Annotated in this window: 24 protein-coding genes; 2 read left to right on the top strand and 22 right to left on the bottom strand. The window is 41.0% G+C overall.

What is annotated here, in order from left to right:
- Positions 1–1,280: SGNH/GDSL hydrolase family protein (locus JWR23_RS03570; protein WP_299513088.1), on the bottom strand; the 1,280-nt coding region annotated here is incomplete at its 3' end.
- A gap of 18 nt (positions 1,281–1,298) precedes the next feature.
- Complete coding sequence (locus JWR23_RS03565) at positions 1,299–2,522, bottom strand: OmpP1/FadL family transporter (protein ID WP_299513086.1); 1,224 nt, start codon at positions 2,520–2,522, stop codon at positions 1,299–1,301.
- A 310-nt stretch (positions 2,523–2,832) separates the two neighbouring features.
- Between JWR23_RS03565 and JWR23_RS03560 the strand changes: the two genes are divergently transcribed.
- A complete protein-coding gene (locus JWR23_RS03560; RefSeq protein WP_299513084.1) occupies positions 2,833–3,216 on the top strand; it encodes a VOC family protein in 384 nt (127 codons plus the stop codon).
- 5 nt (positions 3,217–3,221) lie between these two features.
- On the opposite strand, the gene JWR23_RS03555 is transcribed toward JWR23_RS03560, so the two are convergent.
- Positions 3,222–4,001, bottom strand: coding sequence for a hypothetical protein (locus tag JWR23_RS03555; RefSeq protein WP_299513082.1), 780 nt, complete (start codon positions 3,999–4,001; stop codon positions 3,222–3,224).
- 364 nt (positions 4,002–4,365) lie between these two features.
- Between JWR23_RS03555 and JWR23_RS03550 the strand changes: the two genes are divergently transcribed.
- Positions 4,366–5,316: an EamA family transporter gene (locus JWR23_RS03550; RefSeq protein WP_299513080.1), complete on the top strand. Its 951-nt coding sequence runs from the start codon at positions 4,366–4,368 to the stop codon at positions 5,314–5,316.
- A gap of 2 nt (positions 5,317–5,318) precedes the next feature.
- Here the strand turns inward: JWR23_RS03550 and JWR23_RS03545 are convergent, their stop codons facing one another.
- From JWR23_RS03545 to JWR23_RS03455, 19 genes are all read right to left on the bottom strand, one after another.
- Positions 5,319–6,512 (bottom strand): aminotransferase class V-fold PLP-dependent enzyme, encoded by a 1,194-nt coding sequence (locus JWR23_RS03545; protein WP_299513078.1) that lies wholly within the window; start codon positions 6,510–6,512, stop codon positions 5,319–5,321.
- A gap of 8 nt (positions 6,513–6,520) precedes the next feature.
- Positions 6,521–7,693, bottom strand: a complete 1,173-nt coding sequence (locus JWR23_RS03540) for a nitrate/nitrite transporter (protein WP_299513074.1) — start codon at positions 7,691–7,693, stop codon at positions 6,521–6,523.
- A gap of 11 nt (positions 7,694–7,704) precedes the next feature.
- On the bottom strand, positions 7,705–8,976 hold the full coding sequence (locus tag JWR23_RS03535) for a glycoside hydrolase family 71/99-like protein (protein ID WP_299513072.1): 1,272 nt from the start codon (positions 8,974–8,976) through the stop codon (positions 7,705–7,707).
- 136 nt (positions 8,977–9,112) lie between these two features.
- Positions 9,113–10,144 (bottom strand): aldo/keto reductase, encoded by a 1,032-nt coding sequence (locus JWR23_RS03530; RefSeq protein WP_299513071.1) that lies wholly within the window; start codon positions 10,142–10,144, stop codon positions 9,113–9,115.
- Positions 10,145–10,336: 192 nt separating this feature from the next.
- The gene (locus JWR23_RS03525) at positions 10,337–10,723 is read right to left on the bottom strand and encodes a RidA family protein (protein WP_299513069.1); all 387 of its coding nucleotides are present in this window, start codon (positions 10,721–10,723) and stop codon (positions 10,337–10,339) included.
- A 1-nt stretch (position 10,724) separates the two neighbouring features.
- Positions 10,725–11,870, bottom strand: a complete 1,146-nt coding sequence (locus JWR23_RS03520) for a DSD1 family PLP-dependent enzyme (RefSeq protein WP_299513067.1) — start codon at positions 11,868–11,870, stop codon at positions 10,725–10,727.
- 60 nt (positions 11,871–11,930) lie between these two features.
- Positions 11,931–12,887, bottom strand: a complete 957-nt coding sequence (locus JWR23_RS03515; RefSeq protein WP_299513065.1) for a threonine/serine dehydratase — start codon at positions 12,885–12,887, stop codon at positions 11,931–11,933.
- 175 nt (positions 12,888–13,062) lie between these two features.
- Entirely contained in the window at positions 13,063–13,599 is a 537-nt protein-coding gene (locus JWR23_RS03510; RefSeq protein WP_299513063.1) for a sigma-70 family RNA polymerase sigma factor, read from the bottom strand.
- A gap of 223 nt (positions 13,600–13,822) precedes the next feature.
- Positions 13,823–14,842 (bottom strand): UDP-N-acetylmuramate dehydrogenase, encoded by a 1,020-nt coding sequence (murB, locus tag JWR23_RS03505; protein WP_299513061.1) that lies wholly within the window; start codon positions 14,840–14,842, stop codon positions 13,823–13,825.
- 208 nt (positions 14,843–15,050) lie between these two features.
- The gene (locus JWR23_RS03500; RefSeq protein WP_299513059.1) at positions 15,051–15,221 is read right to left on the bottom strand and encodes a hypothetical protein; all 171 of its coding nucleotides are present in this window, start codon (positions 15,219–15,221) and stop codon (positions 15,051–15,053) included.
- Between the two features lie 103 nt (positions 15,222–15,324).
- Positions 15,325–15,651 (bottom strand): type II toxin-antitoxin system RelE/ParE family toxin, encoded by a 327-nt coding sequence (locus JWR23_RS03495; RefSeq protein ID WP_299513057.1) that lies wholly within the window; start codon positions 15,649–15,651, stop codon positions 15,325–15,327.
- Positions 15,641–15,856 carry a hypothetical protein gene (locus JWR23_RS03490; protein WP_299513056.1) on the bottom strand — a complete coding sequence of 72 codons (216 nt, stop codon included), beginning with the start codon at positions 15,854–15,856 and terminating at the stop codon, positions 15,641–15,643. The genes JWR23_RS03495 and JWR23_RS03490 overlap by 11 nt, the downstream gene beginning before the upstream one ends.
- Before the next feature lie 137 nt (positions 15,857–15,993).
- Positions 15,994–17,178, bottom strand: a complete 1,185-nt coding sequence (locus JWR23_RS03485; protein ID WP_299513054.1) for a threonine synthase — start codon at positions 17,176–17,178, stop codon at positions 15,994–15,996.
- Positions 17,179–17,308: 130 nt separating this feature from the next.
- Positions 17,309–18,928 carry a M28 family peptidase gene (locus JWR23_RS03480; protein ID WP_299513052.1) on the bottom strand — a complete coding sequence of 540 codons (1,620 nt, stop codon included), beginning with the start codon at positions 18,926–18,928 and terminating at the stop codon, positions 17,309–17,311.
- Positions 18,929–19,225: 297 nt separating this feature from the next.
- Entirely contained in the window at positions 19,226–19,435 is a 210-nt protein-coding gene (locus JWR23_RS03475) for a hypothetical protein (RefSeq protein WP_299513050.1), read from the bottom strand.
- Between the two features lie 39 nt (positions 19,436–19,474).
- Positions 19,475–20,830, bottom strand: a complete 1,356-nt coding sequence (locus tag JWR23_RS03470) for a DUF5103 domain-containing protein (RefSeq protein WP_299513047.1) — start codon at positions 20,828–20,830, stop codon at positions 19,475–19,477.
- Between the two features lie 46 nt (positions 20,831–20,876).
- Positions 20,877–22,799, bottom strand: a complete 1,923-nt coding sequence (locus tag JWR23_RS03465) for an ABC-F family ATP-binding cassette domain-containing protein (protein WP_299513045.1) — start codon at positions 22,797–22,799, stop codon at positions 20,877–20,879.
- Between the two features lie 73 nt (positions 22,800–22,872).
- On the bottom strand, positions 22,873–23,346 hold the full coding sequence (locus JWR23_RS03460) for a hypothetical protein (protein ID WP_299513043.1): 474 nt from the start codon (positions 23,344–23,346) through the stop codon (positions 22,873–22,875).
- Between the two features lie 49 nt (positions 23,347–23,395).
- On the bottom strand, positions 23,396–24,160 hold the full coding sequence (locus JWR23_RS03455; RefSeq protein ID WP_299513041.1) for an SGNH/GDSL hydrolase family protein: 765 nt from the start codon (positions 24,158–24,160) through the stop codon (positions 23,396–23,398).
- Between the last annotated feature and the right edge of the window lie 352 nt (positions 24,161–24,512).

Genomic DNA, 24,512 nt, shown 5'->3' with positions numbered 1-24,512 from the left:
GCCAGTGGTATAGTTGAGTTATATTGATTGTTAATTGCCGTTATAAACTGGTTGGCAACAATTGAGTAACCACGCGGCGTTAGATGCACTCCGTCTAAAGAGAATATACCGCCGCTTATGTAATTTGTATTAAGAGCTACTCCATTTATTAACAATCCATTTGTTTTTAAATTGGTTAAAAATGCAAAGGCATCAAACACAGCCAACCCTTTTGAAGCTGCTACAGATTTAATAGTACTGTTATAAGCGTTTACATAGTCTTTAACTAAGGCAATCTCATTAGCATCTAAAACATATTGCGTTTCTATAGGGTTAAGCGGATGCAGCCCATAAGGATATCCGCTGGCGTTAGGCACACCTATTTTACTTGTCGGGAAGGTTAGCACAATCAGATCGGCTGCTGTTGCCGCGCGCGGCGCGTATGTTGTAACCGTTGGATCGGTTGAAGCACGTGCACTTATATATAATGCCTGTACTGCCGGATTAGCCTTTTGCACACTGGCTAATACCAGTGGTACAGTTACCGTGTTAAAATATGGTATAGTAGTTACATCAGGTATGGTAGCACAGGCGCCTTTTGCACCATTAGCGGTTAAACGTGTTATTAAAGTGGTGTAAGTATTGGTGAAAGCAGCTTTGTCGGTCAATACATCACCTGCGCCGCCGCTTGTCGCGTATGATAGCGCATCATTATTGCCTAACCAGTTGGTAAAAAATGTGAACGATTTGGCAGTTACAAAATCAAGGTAATTAGTAGTATTGGTCGGGCTTGCATTTGGTAACAGACGTTCATAATATGGGTTACCATTGCCGTAAGCCGGGTTTAAAATATCATTTAGTTTAATACCCGGTACGCCATAATTCTCTAACGCGCCGCTATATTTTGTAAATAACGGAATGGTGCCTAAACCCGGTAAGGTAATTGAACCACGCACAGCAGTAGCCGCCACAGCAGTAAGTACCGGCGACCCGGTGCTTGAAAAACCGGTTAACTTTTGATAGCCCGTGCCATCTGCCTGGGCATCTGTAAACAATGGCTGGGTAAAACTACCACCACCCACCGATGCCATTTGTTTGGCAATAATGCTGGGGTAGGAGTTTAACTGTCCTTTAAGATATAAACCACCATCGGCATAGCCGGCAGTTAATGAATTACCGACTGCAATATATCTTGTAAAATCTGCCGAACCTTTTGAAATGGGCACGGTAATAGTGGGTTTGCAGGCAACTATAAAAATAAACGCACCCAGTATAAATATGTAATTTTTAAAATTCTTCATCTTTATCGTTATTAAATATTACCAGTGATAAGCAAGTGATAAACCCGGGATAGTAACATCAGTTTTAAATGTACCCGACAGGTTAGATTCCATATTAGTTTGTGTGCGACTCATTAAGTGCTCAAACTCTAACGATACATCCAGATCAAGCCGCTTAGCTAATTTATAACCCAAACCCAGGGTGCCGTAAATACGGTTAGCATCAGGAGCCTCTGGGGTTACATAACCATCTTTAACTGCTGTTGATGCATAACCGCCGCCAAAACGTAAAGCCACAGTTGGCGATGTTTTGTATTGCGCGCCTCCCCTAAAATCATATGCATTTTGGTAATTGCGCGGCGAATGTGTGTTTTGCAGCGTAGAAGTAGTTTGGCCATACACAAAATCAAGCGATTTATAAACCGACCAGTTTACGTATTGAAAATCAAAAGCTACCGTCCAGTTACTGGTTGGATAATATCCGACGCCTAATGATGCGGTAGCCGGTAACGGAATGGATGACGAAAACGTATTAGGTGAAGGGAAATTGGCTGATAACGAAGCTGGTACCATAAAAGTTGCTGCCCCGCCGTCAATCTTGGTATTAACCTTCGAGCGGTAGCTTAAACCTATGTTTACTTTTTCACTGGCTTTTATAAATACACCGGCATTAAAGCCGTATCCCTTTCCGCTGCCTTTTAGCTCTGCCTGGCCGTCAGCGCCTGTACTGCTCGCGGTTGGGATAGCTTTGGTTAAATCAACACTGGCATGATTATATACAAAGCCCGCCCCAATGCTTATAGTATTACATAATTTATAGCTTATAGTAGGCTGAAAATAGATGGCTTTTAAATTTAAACTCTCTAAAGCATATTTACCAGACCATGATGTACCCCAATCTGTTAAGCCGCCAAACGGCGTATAAACACCGAGGCCTATTTTCCATGGCGATTTTTCAGGTCCCCATACCCCATATACGCTGAATGGCGTAGCAACCTGGTTTTTGTTATTTTCCTGCTGGTTTGAGCCGGCAGCTAAAAATGCCGAATTAAAGAACAACGGACTTATTCCGCCTTGGATATAGTTTTCCGGCAGCATTGCTACCGCACCCGGATTAAACAATACAGAAGCGCCGTCCTGCAACAATCCCGTTCCTGTGTGGCCCATGCCAATTTGCTTTTCTCCATGCAAATTAACCTGGAAACCTTGCGCAAGCCCTAAAAAAGGCAATAACGTAAGGCCGATAAATAAAATTCTTCTCATGATTTTGATTTAGACCTGGTTTAGCATTAAATTGTTATTATATAAATATAATAATTTTTACACCAACAAACTGTTAAAAATTTAAAAATAGGTCTTATATCATCATTAAAATTAATAATATAATAATAAATATTATCGGGTATATTACTCTTTTTGTACTTATCACCTCAAATTACAGGTACTGTAAACACTACAAACTAATTATACATCTGTATGTTAATGTCTTAAATGACCCTTATAATTGGCTTTTACCACCACCCTTTTATAATAATTAGCAGGTAACTTTAGTATGGATTAAAAACACATCACTATGTTCAAGAACACAAAAGCATTTAGCAGTTTTTCTGTAGATGATCTGCAGAAAGCAAAAAAATTTTATAGCGAAGTTTTGGGTATTGAAGTAGTTGATAACCCAATGGGATTAATTGAGTTGTATATAGCCGGCAGTAACAACATCATGGTTTACCCCAAACCTAACCATGAGCCCGCAACTTATACTGTGCTTAATTTTCCGGTGCCAAATATTGATGAGGCTGTGGATGAACTAACAAAAAAGGGTGTAGCTTTTGAGCAGTACGGCGGCGAGCTAAAAACTGACGAAAAAGGCATTGCCCGGGGTAATGACCATGGACCTAACATTGCCTGGTTCAAAGACCCGGCAGGTAATATTTTATCAGTGATAGAAGAGCACTAAGTAGATTAAGCTTTGCGCGATTTTGCATTAGCGGCAATTAAAAATGCTATCCCACTAAAACCCAGTGCTTCAAACACGCTTACCACTTCATTACCATGCCCGGTGTATGGATCGGCAATGGCGCGGGGTATATGCAGCGTTATCAGCCATATAAATATAATTACACCCAATACGTTAGCAGCCAAACGTAATTGGATATTTAGTATAATACCCAAGCCGCCCGCAATTAATGCCACACCTGCCAAATAACCCCAGAAAATATGCCAGGGTGTCCATGCAGGCACCAGCATGGCCACAAACTGGATATAAACAAAATGGGTAATACCAAAAACAACCATAGTAATGGCAAAGAAGAAACGGCCGGCAGGCAATAGTTTCTCCAATAAATTGGTTATTCTGCCTGCTCCTTCTGTTTTTGGTAAGGATAATGCTGCAACAAAGGCGCCGCCGGTTAATACCAAAATCTTAAACGCGTTACCCCACCCGCCCAAAAAATGCAGGTTGGTTTGCAGTTGATAAGGAATATGAAAAATTAACAATAATAGTAAAAGCGCCGCGCCCAGATAAACCGCTATTGTACGTGCATTAATATTAAAGAGGATAGCTGCCGAAGAGACTATGAGCAAAATACTCACTACCCATACACAAGCTATGCAACCCGAAAGCCATATCGGCGATGGCGGGATAATTACCGGCATAAAGCCCCCAACAATTAACTGCTGGATGCCTATTGCGATTAAACAAATAGCGAAAAATGACCGCCAAATTTTGTTGTAGTTTTCCATAATAATGAAATATTTGATTTGACAATTTACAAAAATCCATAACTACAACAAGCTTTTGAAGCTGATTATTAACAGATTAGCTAAATTAGGGTTGCGAAATCTAAATAAAACGCAGTATAGTCATTTTATTAATGTGAGGGCTAATTATTTGCTGTACCGGGGCTTATTCTGTATCAGATATTGGCAGTAAAATGGTATTATTGTTTATTAACTTAAACCGTTATGCATTTTAAAAAATTCTTGCCTGTTTTTGGCCTATTTATTTTGCCGGTGATAAGGGCCGTTGAATGGCTTGGAACAGGAAAGATAACTTATCCAAAAAATTCCCCTACTGCTGCTTCAATAAGTGTTAAAGAGCCGATAAATGACAACTAATCAAAAAAACGTATCAACAGCGCTTGTTATAATTGCTTACGCGATAGTATATGTTGTATGGGGCTCTACTTACTTTTTTATTCAGATGGCTATAAACGGTTTCCCGCCGATGATGATGGGAGCTGTACGTTTTTTAATTGCCGGCGGATTATTGTTAGCGTGGTGCGCCATAAAAGGCGACAAGCTATGGGTTAAAAAAGATATAATTACTTCGGCTGTTAGCGGCTTGCTGATGTTGTTTGTTGGTATGGGCATAGTAATATGGGCCGAGCGCAGCTTACCCAGCGCTATGGTAGCCATAATGGTATCAACCAATCCTATTTGGTTTGTATTGCTGGACAGGGCCAACTGGAAAGTAAACTTTAAAAGCAAAACTACATTAAGCGGCCTGGCATTAGGTTTTGGCGGTGTATTTTTGCTTTTTGGCGAGGCTATAAACAAATCGGCTAACGGAAAATTTAGCCCGGCCCAGTTAATTGGCTTATTGTTATTGTTGTTTGGCCCCGCAGCCTGGGCGGCTGGAGGGTTATATTCAAAAAGGCAGGGAAGCAATGCGCCTGCCCGTATAAATACTGCCTGGCAAATGGTTTTTGCAGGCTTAGTTTATATCCCCGCCAGTTTTGCCGATAACGAGTTTAGTACATTTAACATTAGTCGCGTACCCATGCATGCATGGCTGGCTATAATTTATCTAATTGTTTTTGGTTCCATCATCGCATTTAGCGCCTACGTATGGCTACTATCAGTAAGGCCTGCTACACAAGTAAGCACACACTCTTATGTAAACCCGGTTATAGCCGTTTTATTAGGAACCATATTTGCCGGCGAAATTATTTCAAGTCTGCAATTACTGGGGCTGTTTGTTATTTTATTGAGTGTGTTGCTAATTAACTTTACTAAATACTTTTCTAAAAGTTCACTAAAAATAATTGGCACTTAAGCTTACGCCATAGCTGCCAACTCTTTACACATCACCAATATCTCTTCTTCGGTATTATAATAATGTACCGATGCCCTAACAATGCTGGCTAAATGATTTTTATTCATATAGATCAGTGTTGATTTGGCGAGGCCAACTGATACATTGATCTGCTTTTCGGCCAGCTTGCTTTTTATTGCCGCGCTGTCTGTCCCGGCTACAGAAAATGTAACTATGCCGCATTGTTCGGCACCAAAATCGTGTACCGTTATACCATCAACTTTTCTTAGTTCCTGCCGCATAAAGCCGGCTAATAATTGTATGCGCTGCCATATCCTGTCTATCCCAATATTCAAAGCATATTCAACAGCTTTACTCAGGCCCAGGGTTAGCGCTCGGCTCTTTTCATACAACTCGAACCGTCTGGCGTCAGGTCTAACCTTGTAATCATCAACGCTTACTGTTGGGGTGCTAAAGCCGTCCATAAATAAAAGCTTCAATTTATCCTGCACCTCTTTTCTTACATATAAAAAGCCGGTTCCTCTTGGTGCCCTAAGGTACTTGCGCCCTGTTACCGATAGCATGTCGCAGCCTATTTTTTCCACATCAACAGGCACTTGTCCGGCACTTTGGCAGGCATCCAGCAAATACAAAATGTTGTGCCTGCGTGCTATCTTACCTATTTCAACAATGGGTATCATCCCCCCCGCTGTAGATGGGATATGGGTAACAGCTATCAATTTAGTTTGCGGCGAAATAGCAGCCTCCAATGCTGATAGCGAAAAGTTACCCTGTTCATCATTAGGTATAACTTTAGTTACCACCCCATAAGCCTTTTTAACATTTAAAAAACCTATTAAGTTGGTTATATACTCCATTTCAGAAATGATGATCTCATCGCCTTTTTTAAAGTCAATTCCATTAAATGCCAGTCCCCAGGCGGTGCTTGCATTTTCTACTACGGCAATTTCATCCTTATGCGCGTTTAGCAGTTTTGCTATTAAAGCGTAGGTATTTTCTAACTCATCCTTATATTTAAATTCGGTTTCATAGCCCCCCTGAACGGCTTCTTCCTGCAAATAATTAACAACGGTTTCAACCACCACATCAGGCGGCAAAGAAGTGCCGGCGTTGTTAAAGTGTATTTTGCTTGCTGTCCCTTTTGTTTCGGCTCTTAGTTGCTTAACTTCCTGTTCGCTTAATGTTGTAATTTTCATTTTATTTTTTATTCGCTAAACCTCTTTTTGTTGCTAAGCAATGCTATCAGCCCCAATATTGGCCCAATGGCAAGCAGCATGTAAATGTATTGTACATTTACTTCATTTCGCAGCGCGTTTATTAATTGTATGCTGATAATAGTGATAGTGAAGCCTATACAATTTACAATAGTTAGCGATGTGCCTTTTGATTCGGCAGGCGCGTTTTGAGCAACCAGGGTCGAAAACAGCGGCGAATCGGCAATAACGGCCATGCTCCATATAAACAGGAACACAATAAACACAACTGCCGAATTGCTAAACAATAATAACGGCGAAACAATACAACAAGCACAGGATGTAAACAAGGCAATTGAAGCTATTCTTTTCGCCCCAAAACGTTGCGATAATAACCCGCCAAACACACAGGAAACGCTGCCTGCCGCAATTATAAGGAACGATAATAAGGAAACATTAAAACCGGCAGCCGGGTAATGACTTTTATAAGCACTTAATATTACCGGTACAAATACCCAGAAAGCGTATAGTTCCCACATATGGCCAAAGTACCCGAAAGCAACAGCGCGGAACTTTACATTACGAAATCCATTTAAAAACCCAATAAGATTTAGCTTTTGACCTTGTTTGCGATGTGGCCCGTCGGGCACTAACAAAAACATCGCCGACCCGCCAATTACCGAAAGCAGGGAAGTTGAAAAAATAACATATTTCCACGGCAGGGTCGCTGTCATGCTTTTTAATAAATGAGGGAAAGCTGTACCTAAAACCAAAGCGCCAACTAAAAATCCTAATGATTTTCCAAGTCCCTGCTGGTAATGGTCTGCCGCTATCTTCATCCCCACAGGGTAAATTCCGGCAAGAAAAAACCCGGTTAAAAATCGCAGCAATAATAATTCTGTCGAACTCATTCCATTAATAACTACTGCCAAATTAATTACCCCGGCTATAATTGCACACGTAAAGAAAACCTTAACCGGCGAGAACCTGTCCGCAATGCTCAATATGGCAAAAATAAGGGTGCCGGTAATAAAGCCAAATTGCACGGCGCTTGCCAGGTGAGCCAGATAGGTTGGCTCCAAATGTAATTGTTTAGCTATATCGCCAATAATTGCGTTACCCGCAAACCATAGTGAAGTACAAAAAAATTGAGCTATAACTATTACAGGCAGAATACGCTTCATTGTTACCTGTTTTATTGCCTCACCGGCATCTTACTGCTTAATGGCATTTCATTTCTTAACATTTTACCTGCTTCGCCTGTTAGCCATAAATAAGTATCAGACGGTTTGCCATCCATATTTATAAATTGTATGTTTTGGCTTACCGGTGGATTATCTGTAGTTTTAAAGATGGCCGTTCCTTCGTTCATTTCATCAAACATAGCTACATATACCATAGGCGAACCTATTGAAAGCACCGTATACATTTGCTGCCAATAAAACTTACCCCCCAGCCGCGGTATAGAGCCCGCCGGTTTAATATCATCCGGGAACTCATAAACACTCAGGTTATGCCAGCTAAAACCGGGATATACGGTTGGCACATAATCAATATGATTTTCGGCACACCATTTCATATCATCAATACGGTCATCCTTAAACCTATCCATATCATTATGCAACAACGGCGAGTAGCGCTGTACACTCCACGGAAAAATAATATCTGCCGACTTTATTAATGTATGTAAATAGGGGTCATGCAAGCAATCTGCTCTAAGCTCGCGCCATTGGTTAGGTACACCAAGCATTACGGTGCAACCGCCATAAACCGGATCATTCTTTAAAAAATCTATTACTTTTTCTATGCCGATGTTTCTGATATTAAATGGACGGGTATTAAAGCCGATGCCCCAAATGGCAACAACTGGTTTGCCGTTATGGTTAAGATAGGTTTTTGCGCCCTCCTGGTTAGTTACTTTTAATTCATCAACCAGGTATTTCCAATCGTCAATTATTTTAGTACAATCTTCGCCTTTGGCAGCCAGGCCAGATAAGTCGTACATTATGGCAATGGCCCTTTTATATTTTGAAGCAGCCTCTAACGCGTTTTTTAATACTACCGACGACTCTTTATCCCGGCTGCGTACTGTACCGAAAAAGCGCTGTACAAAAACACCGTCCACACCATATTGCTGCATCCATTTAAAATGAAGATCGACCGAACTTTTATCATACGAGCTAAAAACCTTTGCCTTCTCCCCGCTTTTAAGCACGAATGATGTTTGATAGGTTTTTGCATATTCTGTAACATCGGGCCACATATCCATGCCGCTGCGCTGTTCATTACCATACGCAAACCTCTTGGACCCGCTGCCATCGCCCTCGGCCCTAAACCACCCCTGGTAACCGGCCATTATCAACCCTTTATAAGTAGGAAATAAAGTGGTTTTGCTATGCTTGCTCTGTGCCCGGCAAATGGTTGTAAAGCATAGTAAACAGGCTAAAAAGGTAATTTTAGTTTTCATAGATTGAGCTGCATCAGCTTTAGTGCTGATAGGTTTAATTGGTATAAAAAATGATAACGTCTATCTTTTCGAAGATAGACGTTATTATTTACCCGGCAAAATAGACTGCTATAATCTACATTCTTGTTACCAATTATTAATAAAACTTAGGTAACGGATTAAGCTTTGTATCCTGGCGCTGGTGCCAGTAAGGATATACGGGTGTCATTTCGCTGGCGACATCCAGTTTCTTTATCTGCTCAACAGTAAGGTTCCAGCCTACTGACGCTAAATTTTGTTTAAGCTGCTCTTCGTTACGGGCGCCTATTATAATGTTGGCAATTGTTGGGCGCTGCAATAACCAGTTTAAAGATACCTGCGCTATTGATTTGCCGGTCTCTTCTGCTACTTCATCCAATGCATCAATAATAGTGTACAAGCGCTCAAAATTAGTTTCCGGGCCATGGCTGCCGCCCTGGCTCCTGCGGTTATCCTGTGGTATGGGCTGCCCCCTGCGGAACTTCCCGGTTAACTGACCAGAGGCCAGCGGGCTCCATACTATGGTACTTACATTTTGATTGATACCTAATGGCATCAGCTCCCACTCAAACTCCCTGTCGAGCAGCGAATAATAAGCCTGGTGGGCCACATATTTAGACCAGCCATAACGCTCGGACACTGATAATGATTTCATTAAATGCCACCCCGAAAAGTTAGAACAGGCTATATAACGCACCTTGCCGCTGGTAACCAGATCATCCAATGCACGCAGCGTTTCTTCAACAGGCGTATTACCGTCCATACCGTGCATATGGTAAATATCTATATGATCTGTATTTAAACGGCGCAAGCTATCATCGCATGATTTAATAAGATGATAACGTGATGAGCTAAAATCATTAGGGCCGGCACCCATTTTAAAGGTGGCTTTGGTTGATATCAATACTTTATCACGCAAACCTGCCAATGCCTTACCCAGTATTTCTTCCGATAAGCCGTTTGAATAAACATCAGCCGTATCAAACAAGTTAACCCCGGCATCAAGGCACAGGTGGACCAGCTTTTTAGCATCATCCAGTTGTGTGGTACCCCATGCTTTAAAAAACTCATTACCACCGCCAAAGGTGGCCGTTCCAAAACTTAATACCGGGACAAATAATCCCGATGCTCCTAATTGTCTATATTCCATTTTAGTTGTTGTTGTAATTTAAAATGAAGGTAAAGCTTTATAGTAAGAGTTATGGGCTAAGCACAAATGCACGGTACATTTTGATATGGGGCTGACAAATTGCAACGCAGGTTTAGTATAAACAATCCATGCTTAAATACTGACGAATAAGTGTGTAGACGGGTGTATATGGCTGTATATACTTGTAGGTACCTACACCGCTGCTGTAGCCTCTATCTCTACCAAATAACCGTGATGCAGCTCGGGCACAGGTACTACCGCGCGGGCGGGTTTGGCATCGCCCATCATTTCTGTGTATATCTGATTAAAGATTTTCCAGTTTTCAATACCTACTACATATACGGTTACTTTTAACAGGTCGGACGCGTCACTTCCGGCAGCTTTTAAAATGCCTAATACGTTTTGGATCGTCTGTCTTGCCTGTACTTCGAATGATTCGGTATTGGTGTGGCTGCCATCGGCCCTTACCGGCAACTGGCCCGATATAAACAACATGCCATTATAAGCAATACCCGGCGAATAATGCCCGGCAGGCGCGGGTGCGCCTTCTACTTTTATTATTTTAATTGATTCTTTCATATTACCATCCAGAAAAGCGTGACCATTTAGCCACCACTTGTTGTTGTTTGTTAATTACATTATAATGATCATGCTGCGCACCGGAGGCACATGCATGGTTGGGTAAAATCCGTACCAGGTCGCCTACTTCTAATTCAGGAAGTTTTGCATTTGAATTTGGCTGAATAGCCAGTATACCATGTTCCTGGTTGGCGTCAATCATGATAAGATCGGCATAAGGCTTACCCTTAGCATCACAGACTACGCCATAACCCATGTCAACAGTTTGCCTTGAAGTTCCCCTATCACGTGACATGGCCATCCACCCGGCATCTACCAAAATCCAACCTTTATCCTTTTGATGACCAATAACCGTTGCCAACACAGACAAGGCAATATCATCAACACTGCAAACCCCAATGCCGGCCATCACCAGGTCAAAGAAAACAAACACACCGGCACGTACTTCGGTAACGCCATCCAAATTACGGGCAAAATGCGCCGTTGGCGATGAGCCTACACTAACTACAGGGCAAGGCAGCCCGGCTTCGCGCAAAGTAGTTGCCGCTTTTACCACAGCTGCTCTTTCCTGTTCGGCATACATTTCTAACTCGGCTTTATTGCGGGATGTATAGCTTTTACCGGCGTGGGTAAGTACGCCACGCAATTCTGCACCGCCATCTGTAAGCGCTTTACCAATAGCTATTATGGTTTCGGCATTATCAGGCGCAATGCCAGAGCGGTGGCCGTCGCAGTCTATTTCTATGAGTACAGGAATGCGGTCGTTAATAATTTTAGCAAAATCGGTTATTGCTTTTGCCTGTTCAAGGTTATCTAATATAACTATTATATCTGCGCCTTTAGCGCGTAAGGCGGCTATCCTGACCAATTTATGCGGGGCGATGCCTACCGCGTATAGTATATTTTTTATTCCTGCTTCGGCAAATATTTCGGCTTCCTTTAAGGTGGATACAGTGGCAGAGTTTTGCTGCTCATCCACTAAATATTTAGCCACCTCGACAGACTTAGCCGTTTTTAAATGCGGGCGCAAAGGCACACCCAACCCGTTTAAATGAGCACGCAGGCGGGTAATGTTACGCACCATGCGTTCCTCATCCAATATTAAACATGGAGTTTGAAGATGAGCTAAAGTTAAATTAATTGGCATTGAAATATATTTATAGTAAATTTTTATCCGGAGTCCTCTCCAAAAAGAAATTGGATGAGGCTAAAAAGGCAGTTTGCCCATATCCACGTTCCCGCCGGTAAGGATGATACCTATTTTTTGCCCGGCAAATTTATCTTTATGCTTTAGCACAACAGCAAGGGCCACCGCGCTTGATGGCTCAATAACGATCTTCATACGTTCCCATATCAGTTTCATGGCAGCAATTATCTCTTCGTCTGATACGGTTAAAATATCGCTTACATACGCGCGGATTATGGCCAGTGTGCGTTCGCTTAAGTTAGGCAGCAAACCGTCTGCGACAGATTTTATATAAGGGGCCTTCTCTACCTTTCCGCTTTTAAAAGATAATATAGCATCGGCGGCGCCTTCCGGTTCGCAGCCAATTACTTTTGTTTGGGGCGATAGATAATGAACCGCTAATGCGGTTCCGCTAAGCATGCCGCCTCCGCCTACCGGTGTAAATACAATATCGAATGGTTGATCCTCTCCGGCGTCCTCCAGCAGCTCTTTAGCCGCGGTAGCCTGCCCGGCAATTACACGGTCATTATCAAACGGATGTACCAATACAGCGCCCGTGCGATTAATTATTTCTACTACACCAGCCTCGCGCGCGGCAATATTTGGTTCGCATTCAATTACCTGGGCACCATAACCTTTTACGGCATCTTTTTTAACCTGCGGGGCATTGCTGGGCATAACTACGTAAGCCGGCAAATCAACTATCCGCGCAGCGAAAGCCACCGCCTGGGCGTGATTGCCGGATGAGTGGGTAGTAATGGCCTTACCCTCATTATTTGCCGCTACTTGTAAAATTGCATTTAATCCTCCCCGCGCTTTAAAGGCGCCTATCTTCTGGAAATTTTCGCATTTAAAGAATATGGACGCGCCAACCAGGTTATTTATGGTTTGGTTAATTAATACCGGTGTTCGGTGAATGTACGGGCGGATACTATCATGCGCCCGGTTAATTGTGTCTAAGGTAATTTGCTGATTCATTGCTGTAAAAATAGCGAATTAACTGGCAAATTTCTGTCAGTTAATTCGCTATTTAGGTAAGAATGATCGAAAATACCGGCAAAACAATATTAATAGAAAGTTAAAAATAATCGCTACAAAAAACCCGCTCTTAAAACGGGTTCTTTCCTGGTATATATGTTGAGTTTAATATAGCTTAATTCTCTGCATAGATTGGTTTTTTAATACCATTATCATAAGCTTTTAAATTTTTCTTTAATAATTTACGGGCAACATGTATGCGTGTTTTAACTGTTCCGATAGGGATTGTTAAATGGTCGGCAATTTCGTGGTATTTGTGGCCCTCAAAATACATGGTGAATGGCACATAATAATCTTCAGGCAACCTGTCTAAAGCTTTTTTAATGTCATCCATTACAAATTTTGTTTCGCCCTGGTTTTTTGTAGAACTAAATACCAGGTTAGGCGATGATATTTCATCAGACTTGGTAACAAAAGTGCTCATTTTAACAAAACGGCGATAATTGTTGATAAAAGTATTTTTCATGATGGTATATAACCATCCTTTTAAATTAGTGCCTTCTTTAAACTTATTGTAATAAGTTATGGCTTTCAACATCGTGTCCTGGACAAGGTCGTTAGCATCATCTGCGTCATGTGTGAAGTGTAAGGCATATGACCTTAATGAACTTGCCTGACGTAATACTAGGGTGTTAAACTCAATCTTTGTCATTTGTTAAATGTTTTGTATTGGTATGTAGACAAACAGTATACCACTATACAAAAGCATTAATCAAACTTTTTACAACTACTGTTAAAATAATCATTAGTGTACTTAATACACTAACAAAAGCACAACATATTTATTTACAGATATTTACATACCATATTTTAATAATAATTACCCGGAATGACACTAAGATTACACTTGAAAAATTGCCGCTCAGTAAAATAAATTAACTAATAATATTCACTTCGCGTTGTAGGATAACGCCAAATTTAGTGTACACACTGTCTATGATTTGCGACGAAAAGCTGTACACTTCTTCGCCCGTTGCACCGCCGTGGTTCACCAAAACAAGGGCCTGGTTCTTCCAGGTTCCGGTATTACCCACTATTTTCCCCTTCCACCCGCATTGCTCAATGAGCCAGCCCGCTGCTAATTTAATAAACCCTTCACCCGCCGGATAGTTTACTATTTCGGGAAATTTTTCTTTTATCGGGCCAAACTCATCAGCAGTAATAACCGGGTTCTTAAAAAAGCTGCCGGCATTGCCAATGGTTGATGGATCGGGCAGCTTGGCTACACGGATATGTGACACCACTTGCGATACATCTTTTATAGTAGGCCCGGTAATACCACGGTTAGCCAATTCCTGCTCTATCGCGCCGTAGCGTAAATTAATATCGGGTATTAGCGATAATTCTAATTTTACCGACACGATAATATACTGCCCTTTCAGCTCGCTTTTAAAAACACTTTCGCGGTAGCCAAATTTACAGTCATCTTTACTAAAGGTTTTAAACTGACCCGTACTTATTTCAAAAGCTTTACAACTGTGAAACACGTCTTTTAGCTCCACGCCATATGCGCCTATGTTTTGTATGGGCGATGCGCCTACCGAGCCGGGAATGAGGCTCAAATTTTCTAACCCGGCATAATTACGGGTTACACAAAAATTTACCAGGTCGTTCCATACTTCGCCCGCGCCTGCTTCTATAAATACTTCGTTATGGTTAATGCGATGCTCAATACCGCGGATATTTATGCGGATAACCAACCCCTCAAAATCGTTTATCAGCAACAGGTTGCTGCCGCCGCCAATAACCAGCCGTTCGGTTTGCTGCCATTGGGGGTCCATAAACAATTCAACCAATTCATCTTCATGGTTTATCTCGGCAAAAAAACTTGCATTGGCCTCTACTCCGAAAGTATTGAAATTTTTAAGCGAAACGTTCTGTTGGATTTGCAGCATGTGGCGAATTTCGGAATTAATTTGCAATAATTACGGTCGCTGCTATAATACACCTGGGACGGTGCATGGGACACTGACAAGTATTTGTCAGTCTATTTATGTATGACTGTGATAATACGTAAGCTGGATAACTTACTAAAAAAGAGGCTGTATCAAAAGTAAAATTAAGCTGAGTTGATACAGCCTCCCTCAAAACGGTGGCAATTAATTAGCAACCTTTTTTCTTACATTCTTTAGAGCCTTTAACGCATTTGTCGCTTTTAAGGCTTTTTGTTGTTGCAGCTTTGGGTTTTTCCTTTTTAACAGGAGTTTTATCTAAAGCCATTACTGATGAAGCTGCGATCAGTATCGCAAGTGTGCTTAAACTTATCTTTTTCATATTATACTTTATTTAGTATTACTAATTGGCGAAAATCTATTATCAAATATAGCTATTTTCCTGGCAGATAAGTATAGAATCATGTGTTCGAATAACGGAAAGGCTATCTTATTAAATCAATCAGGCGAAGTAAATCCTTATCTTCAATATCTGATTGCTGCGATTTATCATATATTGATAACAAATATATTTCACTATCGGTAATTGTTAAGTAGGTAATTACACGCGCGCCGCCTGATTTACCTTTTCCTTTAGATGCAATTGCAAGCCGTATCTTATAACAGTCGTTACCAAGCGATGTCCCTTTATCAGGCTCAGTTTTTAGTTGACTTATAAGGTTTGCTATTTCAGTTTTTAATGATGGATACTTTTTGACAAGTTTTTTTAGTTGTTTATCAAACGGTGCAATTGTTAAAACATTATAACTCATTTAACAATTCATCTGCCGAACGGCCCTTGAGTTTACCTGCTTTTATTTTTTCTGCATTTTTAAAAGCCTTTTTAATCTCATTTATCTCTGCAAAAAGCTCCGCATCCGGCGCAGAGATCGACTTCACTTTCGCGTCAGAATTATTTTTAATTAATTCCATAAACCTATCGGCCTTTTTGTCCTGAATGTTAATTAGTAATAGCATATTTATTTTTGCTTTCTCAAATTTACCAATTTATGCTATTAATAGCAATAAAAGTATTACTTGCATCAGGGATTTATAAATCCCTGTTATTTTAAGTCCGGGGTTATAAATACAGGAGGTGACAATGGGTAAAATCCCTACATTATATTCTCTAAATACTTATACCCGCTGCCTGTATTAATCAACAATACCTTTTCGCCGGGTTGTATCCATTTGGTGGCTTTTAATTTTTTGTAAGCTTGCCATAAGGCCGCACCTTCGGGTGCCATCAGCATACCCTCGTTTTTGGCTATTTCTTTTAGGGCGCTGCTCATTTCATCATCGCTTATGGTAATGGCAGTACCATTACTTTCGCGCAATACTTTTAGTATTACTTTATCGGCATAAGGTTTGGGCACACGCAGGCCATTGGCTATAGTAAACCCGCCATCAGCAAATTCTGATACAGTTTGCCCGCCGTGAAAGGCTTTAACTATACCATCACAACTTTCAGACTGTACAGTTACCATGCGCGGGCGCTTGCTGTCTATCCAGCCTAACTGCTCCATTTCATCAAAGGCCTTCCAGATACCTATCAGCCCGGTACCACCGCCGGTTGGGTAAAGTATAACATCGGGCAATTGCCAGTTAAACTGCTCGGCAATTTCATAGCCCATTGTTTTTTTGCCTTCCAGGCGATAGGGCTCTTTCAGCGTTGATACCTGGAACCAGTTATTTAATAAAGCATGTTCATTTACCAGTTTGCCGCAATCGCTTATGTTGCCGTCTATCTCTACCAGTTCGGCACCATAAAGGTGGCATTCATCTTTAAAAACTTTAGGTGTTTGTTTTGGCATATACACAATAGCCTTTACACCCGCGCTTGCCGCGTAGGCGGCTAACGCGCCACCAGCATTCCCCGCGGTTGGTGTGGCAATGGCTTGTATGCCTAATTCTTTTGCTTTGGATACGGCGGCGCTTATTCCCCTTGCCTTGAATGAGCCGGTTGGGTTGCCTGATTCATCTTTCCAGAAAACCTCATTATCGCCCGTAAATTTCTTAAGATTTTTAACGGGAAGTATCGGTGTAAAACCCTCGCCCAGGGTAACAATATTTTTCTCGTCGATAACCGGCAAAAACTCCCTGTAGCGCCACATTGTGGCCGGGCGACCTAATAAAATATCCTTACTGATGCCGGTATGCAGATCATAACGTGCAAATAAGGTTGATGCGCAATTAATACAAACCGTATTAATAACAGCGGCATCATGTATTGTACCACACTCAGGACACTTTAAATCTGTCAGTAAAGATGCCTGTTCCAACTCAATATGATTACTCATTTCTATATATTTATTAATTCACACTACTCCGAATGGTAGCGGGATATTTTATACAATACGCGTGGATAGTCGTATGGGTTGTATTAGTATCCCGTTCATTATAGCATTATTTAGTATAACGTATTAATTTTTAATTTGTACCAAAAATATCGCCTTTGTTCCACGTAGGTTTAATTGGGTCCTGGGCCACCAGGTAACCAATCAGGAAATTAAGCTGCGCATATTTTTTACCTGCACCAAAATCAAATATACCATTAATATCATCCTGTGGTTTATGATAATATTTGGCCCTCCATGGCGCCACCAGATCGTTCATATTATTCTTACCATCCATAGTTTTACTGCCATATTTAATATGCAGGGCAGGTATACCCGCTAAAACAAAGCTGTATTGATCGCTTCGTGTAAAGCGCGCCTGTTTGGGTTCGGGGTCGTCCTCAACTCCTAAACCTAAATATCCTGCCGCTTCTGCTACGGGTTTTGATAATGAGGAATGCTCTGCACCCAATGCTGTAACAGACAGCAGCGGTGCTATAATAGTAGGCATATCGGTATTAACATCGGCAACTATATCTTTAACTGGTACCGTTGGATGTTTGGCAAAATAGCCCGAGCCTAATTCGCCCAGCTCTTCGCCGGTTACAAACACCGTTAATATAGACCTTTTGGGTTTTATTTTGATATTTTTATATATAGTGGCAATACCTAATAAACTTGCCACGCCTGAAGCATTATCATGCGCGCCGTTATAAATAGAATCGCCCTCTACAGGTGTGCCTACGCCTAAGTGATCTAAGTGTGCGCTATGAACAATGTATTGTTTTTTTAATTTAGGATCAGATCCTTCTATTTTGCCTATAATATTATAACCCATCACATCTACATAAGTTGATGTGTATGAAGCATGGATACCTGTATTTAAAGGAAATGATACCGGTGTGCCCGCTTTTAATTGTGCTAACAATACAGGCATTGATTTGCCCGATTGTTTTAATAAAGTATTAAATAGTTTATAACCAAACGCGGCTACCATATTTATTTTGTCAGCATACGTTCTGCTTATCACAACGTTGCCTTGTTTATCTAATACACTATAGACACCTCTGCTTGCGGCCGTCATGCGTAAAGTAGAATCGGCATTAGCCATAATTACGCCTATTGCACCATGCGCGGCGGCTTCCTTTAAAATTTTGGCGGCATTCATGGTATGTGCGGCAACTGATGATGAAAATTTATCAGGCGACCCGCGGGTGATAACTATTACTTTACCTTTTACATCAAGCCCGGCATAATCATCGTAGCCCAAAGCTGGCTCACTAATGCCATAGCCTGCAAATACTAATGGCGCGTTAAAGCTAACCGCGGGCATTACAGGATTGGGCGAAATAGTATAATCGGCCCCGCTTTTAACAGGCAGGCCATTATCTAACGAAATAGCAGGATCTTTAACAAAAGCTTTACGCAATTTAACCTGCTGCAACCAGGTACCGTTCTCGCCGGCAGGTTTTACGTCCAATGATTTTAAGCGGCCAACCACATAATCAATTGCCATCTGGAAACCCGGGGTGCCGGGTAAGCGGCCCTGTAGCTTATCATCGGCCAGGTAGGCAATATCTGCCTTGATCTGGTCCGGGCTTACTTTGGTTAATGCCTGTTTAACATTGGCACTTAATTTTATTTGCTGCGCGATGCCCGAACAAGTAACCGTTACCAAAGCACCTATTAATAATAACTTGTAAAATTTATTCATTGTGTGGTAATGTTGGAAAGTTGAAATATTGTAAAGTTAAGCTCATATTTAAAGCGTTTAAGGTACAAATTATAGCTACTACCGGCAAATTTTAGCTATAAATGTTACGTCGGAACCGAGAGAAATTTATATAAAAAGCCGTACGAATATCATGCGTTTAAACATCATTATTCTATACCTGCTCAATATTTTATTACCTGTGTAATATTTAGGGTGGGGAATTTTTTTTCAAAAAAAAGTGCCTGCAATCGCCGTAAAACAAAGAAAACTTAAGTTTCTAAAACTTTACAACTTTAACTAATTGTAGTTTACTTCTATAGCATGAATTATTTCTTCGATAGCGCCATCAGGTAAATGTTTGCCTGATATCTGCACCCACTCGTCGCGGTATTCAATTACGGCAACCTGTTTGTTCTGCTGCGTTATGGTATAGTTATCGGTATTCTTAATTATATCATAATCGTACTCTAACTGGCCCACTTTAACGGTAACTTTTACAACATCCATGTATCTACTACAGTTACCGGGTAGTTTTGTTCAAGGCATTTATTTCTTTACCGTATTTAACAACCTGTACCCTACCAGCTCATCCCAGCGGGCGGTAGCAGGGCGGTAGTAAACCAATAACTGGTAATCATTCTCCGTTTCAAAATGAGTACCTTCTATGGTGATATCATCGGGCTTATTTGTGCTGTGGTCTACCCACACATATTCATAATCGTACACACCTTGTTTTAAAAACAGGTTAGTGAAAAACCGGCCCTTAATAGGTTCGTAATCCATTTTACTGCGCTCATCAATTTTATAATCGTTAAACTTACCTACTATATAGGCCGTGCCCTCTTTGTCTGTTTTATTGGCAGCCAGGCTAAAATACATATGTGCATAATCGCCATCGCGGCGCGGATCGCTGCCATCCTGGTTTAAGATGAAAAAACTGCCGTTGTTGTCATATTGAAACAGATAATTAGCCGAGTTTCTAAGCGGGTCGCCTAATAAAACTACGGTATAGGCAGTATCATGATAAATATGCGATATACGGTCTGAGTTCAGTTTTAAACTACGCGTATCAAAGTGCCTGAATTCATTCCTACCCTGAAAGTCATTGGTATAAGTATCATTATATATCAGCTGCGATCCTCGGATATTGGTGGGTGTATTACTCCAAACGCTTGTTTCGGTACGGCCATTTTGCATTAATAATACATGGATATCCGAATTTGGATTTTGTACCTGCAGGCCCGCGTAATTAACCTGGAAATTTATCTTTTGATTGGTTTGCCGTAAGGTTACATCATTAGAGGTTGCAATATCAGCAGCTATCGACACCCGGTTGCCAACTACATACAACTTGCGGGTAAGTATCATCTTGGATCGATCGCCATCTTCATAAACCTTTAAGATGTAGTTGCCTGATATTTTAGGTGCGATGTTATCATTGGGCAGCTTTAACTCGTAATGCGTATATTTTTGAATGGTATTTGAAGAATAAGTGTAATCCGTCAACCGGTCATCAGTAAAGCCCTGTAAATATTCGGCAGTTGCTATGTTGGATGAGTTCCATTTACTATCGCAATGTTCAATAGTATAATAATAATTACGACTGCCCCCCCGCAGGTCATCAAAGGCTAACAGAACCTGCTCGCCAGATTTTAATACTATTGCCGGGAAGGAGGCCTGCTTTTGCGTATTATAAAATTCTACGCTTTTTATATGGGCATTGTAAACGTTATCATTATATGGGGATTGCGCGAAAGAACTGGCACTAAATAAAGAAATAAACAGGCACGTAAAAAAATATAAAAACCCCACGTCATTGCGAGGAACGAAGCAATCTCTACACCGGCAGGCATTGCAGTTTGTTTTTATCTTTTCAACAATATTGTGCTGTTTAATTTGCATATGCAGAGATTGCTTCGTTCCTCGCAATGACGCTTTTTTTAATTTTTTAAGCCTCCAGCTCCATTATCTGTTCAGCCAGATCTTCCCATTGCTGCTGAATTTGCTTTAATTCGGCTTGTTTTTGAGAATAGGTGGTATTGGTTTCTTTTAGCTTAGCAGCGTCATTATATATCTTATCATCAGCTAATTTAGCTTCCAGCTCTTTTACCGTTTTTTCAAGTCCGGCAATCTGTTCTTCCATTTTAGAAAGATCCTGATTCAATTTTTTTAGCTGCTGATGTTTATTTTCTGAATGCTGTTGCTTAACCGGCTCAGGCTTTTTCTCTTCCTTTTTAGGTTGAGGTGCAGGTATAGCGGCTTTAGGCTCTAATTTACGTTTAGCCAGCCATTCATCATACTCGGCATAGGTGCCAGGGTATTGTTTTATTTTCTGATCCTCAATGAACCAAATTTTGTTAGCCACATTATCCAGGAAATACCTGTCGTGCGATACTACGATCACGGTACCTTCGTACTGTTGCAAAGCCTGTATCAATATATTTACAGACGCCATATCCAGGTGATTGGTAGGCTCATCCAGTACTAAAAAGTTAGCATCTGCAGTTAAAGCTTTTGCTAACGCCACGCGTGATTTCTCGCCACCCGATAATACTTTAATCTTTTTAAATACATCATCGCCGGTAAACAAAAACGACCCTAATATTGAGCGAAGCTCGGTGTCGGTATGCTTTGGAGCGAATGATTGCAGTTCCTGTAATATCTGGTGCTCTAAGTGCAAGCTCTCTAACTGGTGCTGCGCAAAGAATGTTTGGGTAACGTTATGACCTGTAACGGCGGTACCTTCAAAATCCTTATCAGCACCTGCTACAATACGTAACAAAGTTGATTTACCTTTACCGTTGGCACCAATCAAAGCAATTTTATCGCCTTTTTCAATGATGGCTTCGGCATCATCCAAAATATCAATGGCAGGGTATTTTTTGGTAATATGCTCCAGTGTAGTTACGTGACGCCCCGATTGCCTGCTGAATTTGAAGCTAAAGTTAACTTCAGGGTTATCATCATCAACATCATCAACCCGCTCCATCTTATCCAGCATTTTTATGCGCGATTGAGCCATTTTTGCTTTGGATGCCTTGGCACGGAAACGCTCAATTAAACGTTCTTCCTGTTTTATTTTTGATTGTTGATTTTTAAACTCGCCACGCTGAATTTCGGCACGTAGCGCTTTCTCTTCTAAATAAAAAGAATAATTACCCGCGTAAACATTCAGCTTGCCTTTGCGCGATTCAACTGTACGGTTTATCACCTTATCCAAAAACCACCTATCGTGCGATACAATGATAATAGCGCCGCTAAATGCTTTCAGATAATCTTCCAGCCATTGTATTGAGGGTAAGTCCAGGTGGTTGGTAGGCTCATCCAGCAATAAAATATCCGGCGCCTGTAATAGTATTTTAGCCAGCATTACCCGCATGCGCCATCCGCCCGAAAAGGTGCTTAGTTTGCGCTGGCAATCAGCTTCGCTAAAACCTAAGCCCGCTAAAATTTCGTGAGCTTTATATTCAATATTATACCCGTCAAGCAATTCAAACTCATGCTGTTTATCGCTAAGTTTGTGCAGCAGGTCCTCGGTATAATCTGTTTCCAGTTTTTTAAGCAATACTTCTATCTCGTCATGCAATTGGTTTTGGCGCTCAAAAGCCTCCATTGCCACATGCACTATGTTTTTATCAGACGAGTATGACAACAGATCCTGGTTAAGGTAACCCATGGTAAGGTCCTTAGCCATTGATATGGTGCCCGATGTAGGTTTATAGTCGCCTACAATAATTTTTAAGAGGGTGGTTTTTCCGGTTCCGTTAGCGCCTATAAGGCCTATTTTTTCTCCGGGTTTAATATGCCAGTTGGCTTCATCGTATAATGCCCGCGCACCGATCTCGAACGTAAGGTTGTTAATAGCAATCATTTGGCGCGAAGATACGCTTTTTGAGGCGAAAGATAAAAGGTTAAAGGCGAAAGGTTACATTCAAATCAGAATGCTAAATACCCCAATTTTTAACTTTAGAAAAAACAAATTGATTTTTATTAGAGTCAAACTTAAAGTAAATTATTGTACCGTCTGATACTGAAAGCATATAATGATTGCGTTTTTTCAGTCTTCCTCGATAAGGTACAAATGATATTTCTGCAACGTTATCATGTACGCTGATCGGAAATAGCTTGGTATGAGTAAGAAGTCCTTTATGATCTTTATATGTTTTACGCTGATTTTCATTAGTGATCAGTATAATTTTATACCCATTTATTACAGACGGAATACTATCTACAAAGTCCGGTTTTTCCAGATAAATGGTTTTAACTTTGTCTTCTTCAGCTTTTTTAAAACCCATAGTATCTAATGAAAGTGTATATTTTTCGAGTGCCGTCCAATATATTTTATCTCCTTCTTTTGTTTGTGCTTTAGATAAAGAGCTGAGCAAAACAAATGCAAATAATACAATGGAACTTTTCATATTACTACCTATTCAAAAACCTTTTACCTTTAGCCTTTTACCTCAAAACCTACCCCTTCACCGCTTCCAGCCATGTACGTGCCATTAAGGCTGCCCCGGCAGCTGATGGGTGTACACCATCGGCTGTCCAGTAAGCGGGTGGTGCCTGTGTTATGGCCTTATCAAATGCTGCCTGATACGGTACAAATGGCGCGTTATATTCTGCAGCAATATCAACGGCTGCTTTTCTGAATGTATCAAAAGTTGGGTACCATTTCTCGTCAACAGCCTTAACACCCATTATTGCAAATGGTTCGCAAATAATCAGTTTCACATTTGGTAGTGCCGCTTTAGTACGGTCGAGCAATTTTTTATAATCGGCAATGTAATTATCAATTGTGCCTTTATAACCATTGGTTAGTGTATGCCAAAAATCGTTTACACCTATATGTATGCTTAATACGTTAGGTTTCAGATCGAGCGCATCGGCATCCCAGCGATCGGCCAGTTGGAAAACTTTGTTGCCGCTTATACCTTTGTTAAATATTTTCAAATCCATATCGGGATGCTTCAATAGCAATTCGCCGGCTGCCATTAAAGCATAACCATTACCTAATGCCGCGGCATTGTTGGGAGCCATATTAGTTTTGTTTCTGCCGGAATCAGTAATAGAGTCACCCTGAAAAAGGATAACATCGCCCTTTTCAATGCTTACTTTTTTTCCTTTGGGCGCGGCGGCTAAAGCTGCTGATACTATTTGCGGAATACTTATGGCGGCGACAGTGCCAATAGAAGCGTTCCTGATAAAACTACGGCGGTTATTGTTTAAATTCATGGTTAATGTATATCTTGATAAATAGATCATAGCTTATAGAGATAAGTGGCGACTATGACTTAGACGAGGCTAATATAATTATTCTTTATATTGTTCAAAGAAGAATTGCAAATCAATAGAAAATCAAAAAAACATCATCTATGACAGGGAAATCGCTTTTAAAAATTGACTGTACCAAACAGGTCATTTACCCATAATGGCGATTTTTTTGGCTAAAGCCGGTGCTAATTCTTTTACGGGTCCGTCACATAAATGTGACGGCAATGATAGCAAAATAGTTTTTTCATTGCCGTTGGCTTCAGCCAACGGGCTAAGATTATAATTATAGACGGGCTTTAGCCAAAACCGGTAC

The sequence above is a fragment of the Mucilaginibacter sp. genome (assembly GCF_028288205.1).
GTDB lineage: Bacteria > Bacteroidota > Bacteroidia > Sphingobacteriales > Sphingobacteriaceae > Mucilaginibacter.
The sequence above is the reverse complement of the archived record's forward strand: the minus strand, read 5'-3'. Positions and strand labels throughout refer to the sequence as shown.